This is a genomic window from Mycobacterium sp., from assembly GCF_036273375.1.
Taxonomy (GTDB): domain Bacteria; phylum Actinomycetota; class Actinomycetes; order Mycobacteriales; family Mycobacteriaceae; genus Mycobacterium.
This window is the reverse complement of sequence record NZ_DASUHS010000120.1, coordinates 1-2,339: the sequence shown is the minus strand read 5'-3', so window position 1 is coordinate 2,339 and position 2,339 is coordinate 1. Positions and strand designations below refer to the sequence as shown.

The 2,339-nt window shown below is 63.8% G+C and carries 3 protein-coding genes; 2 read left to right on the top strand and 1 reads right to left on the bottom strand.

Features of this window, described 5'->3' with window-relative positions; translation table 11 throughout:
* Positions 1 to 173: 173 nt before the first annotated feature.
* Both VFW69_RS11875 and VFW69_RS11870 read left to right on the top strand, forming a co-directional pair.
* Complete coding sequence (locus tag VFW69_RS11875; protein ID WP_526501412.1) at positions 174 to 1,256, top strand: Gfo/Idh/MocA family protein; 1,083 nt, start codon at positions 174 to 176, stop codon at positions 1,254 to 1,256.
* Between the two features lie 37 nt (positions 1,257 to 1,293).
* Positions 1,294 to 1,797 (top strand): cupin domain-containing protein, encoded by a 504-nt coding sequence (locus VFW69_RS11870; RefSeq protein WP_526501410.1) that lies wholly within the window; start codon positions 1,294 to 1,296, stop codon positions 1,795 to 1,797.
* 30 nt (positions 1,798 to 1,827) lie between these two features.
* On the opposite strand, the gene VFW69_RS11865 is transcribed toward VFW69_RS11870, so the two are convergent.
* On the bottom strand, positions 1,828 to 2,339 hold a 512-nt coding region (locus tag VFW69_RS11865), incomplete at its 5' end, for an SDR family oxidoreductase (protein WP_526501408.1).

Genomic DNA, 2,339 nt, shown 5'->3' with positions numbered 1-2,339 from the left:
TGCTGCTCGTCGACGTCGATTGCGCTCACAGCACCCGATTCTGGCACCCATGTCACTTATAGGCAATGCCGGGGTGCTCGATAAAATCTGGTAATGGCTCGATATTCCTACGCAGCAGGCGCGACCTATCTAACATTGGTGTCACTGCAAACCTGAGTAGCGGAGGAGAGCACATGACCTTACGGGTCGGCATTATCGGCGTTGGTTGGGGCGCGCATGTGCAGGTGCCCGGTTTCCGGGCGGCGAAGGGCTTCGATCCCGTCGCGCTCTGTGCCCGTACACCTGATCGACTGGAACGGGTGGCGACCAAACTGGGCATCGAACAGACCTCTATGGATTGGCAGTCGTTCGTGACCCGCGACGATCTCGACGTCATTTCGGTCGCGACGCCCACTGTGCTGCACCATGAGATGACGATCGCCGCGCTGGCGGCGGGCAAGCCCGTGCTGTGCGAGAAACCGCTAGCAGGTGACCTCGAAGCGGCCCGCCACATGGTGCGCGCAGCGGCGGATGCCGAGCTGCCTACCGCATGTTGTTTCGAGAACCGTTGGAACCCCGACTGGTTGGCCGTCGCGGACCGGGTGCACTCGGGCTTCCTCGGTTCGCAGTATTTTGCGCGGGTCAGTCGCAGCGCGTCCTACTGGCATCCGAGTCATCCGTTGCAGGCCCATTGGATGTACGACCGGGAGCAGGGCGGCGGCTATCTGGCCGGCATGCTCGTGCACGACCTGGACTTCTTGTGCAGCCTGCTCGGCCGCCCGGTATCGGTGTGCGCCGAAGTCCGCACCAGCGACCCGGTCCGCGAACTGCCCGACGGGGGGACTCTGGCGGTCACCGCCGACGATACTGCGGCGCTGCTGATGCGTATGGAGTCCGGGGTCACCGTCGTGTTGAGCCTCACGGTCATGGGCGCCCACGCCGACTACTACCGCCTGGAGTTGTTCGGTTCCGATGGCACCATCATCGGCGACGGCGAGTTGCGTTCTGCGGCGTACAGTCTCGGCACCGCCACCGATCCCGGACTGAGCCCTCTGACGGTTGACGAACGCGAGCCCGCGTACCCCGAGCGGTTGCCCGGCGGGCTGGCGGGCCACGCGAGTAGGGCGATGGCGCTGATGCTGCAGGACTGGCTGCCCGCGTTCGACGGGGGGCCCAGCGGCGCGGCCACCTTCGAGGACGGCTTGCTTTCGCTTGCGGTGATCGATGCTGCGCATCGCTCATCTGAAGGCGGTGGTTGGGAGCCCGTGCAGGCCTGAGGCGCGGGTCGAGCAATCAAAGGAAGGGAACTGCCCGATGAAAGGTGGACCGTCGATCAAGCATCTCGACGATGTACCGGCCGAGGAAATGCTGCGTTACGAGTTCGCCGATGGTCGCACGGCGTCGATCTGGGAGAAGTGGATCGAGCTTTCTCCCCGTTACTTCGCGTTCTGGAACAGGTGGGATCCGGGTGCCATCTCCCCGCAGCACGGTCACACCGGCGATCACAGCAACTTCATTCTGGCCGGCGAGATCCGTTGCGGCGACGTAGTCGCCCGCACCGGTACGCACATCATGCTCGAGTGGGGGGACGTGTTCGGACCTTGGGAGGCCGGCCCTCAGGGATGCGAACTGTACGGGTTCATCGCCGGTGAGGGACAACCGTTCAGCGGTGATACCACCGCCTACGAAGCGTTACTCGAGGCGCGTGGTGCCCGATCGGTACCCTTACCGATGCCAAAACGCTTGCCGCCGTGGATACTTGCCAAACTAGGTGTGCCATTCACCTCATCGACCACCAACTGGACGGTGTCGACCTGAGCCGCTCGGGTGTCGTGCTCGTCGTCGAAGCTAGTTGAGGGACGAGCCGGCGTCGACCGTGACGTGTCGGCCGGTTATCGCTTGCGATTCGTCCGCTGCCAAGAACGCCACTGCAGCGGATGCGTCAGTGTCCGCCCAGGTCGCAACTGGCCATAACATCGTCGAAAGCGACGCCGCACCAGCCTGATTGCCTCTGCTATCCACGTCGAGCATGACGGGCCGATGCAGCCGTCCAGCACGCCGCACATCGCCGGAATCCTCCGCGCCGCTGACGGTGTTTACCCGGATGCCTTGTGGTGCTAATTGTTCGGCCAGCGTCTTCACGTACTGCGAGACCATCGACTGAGCGAGCTCATATGCTGCCCCACCGAGTCCCTGCGGTCGATCGAGAAAAGGTCCTTGCGGGGAGCATGTGGGACCAGAAGCGATGAGGGACGAGCCTTCGACCAACCGGGGCACCGCGGCGCTGAAAGTGTTGACCACGCCGATGAAGTCGACGTCGAAGGTGTCTATGAAGGCCGCGATTGGGGCGTCCGGCTGAG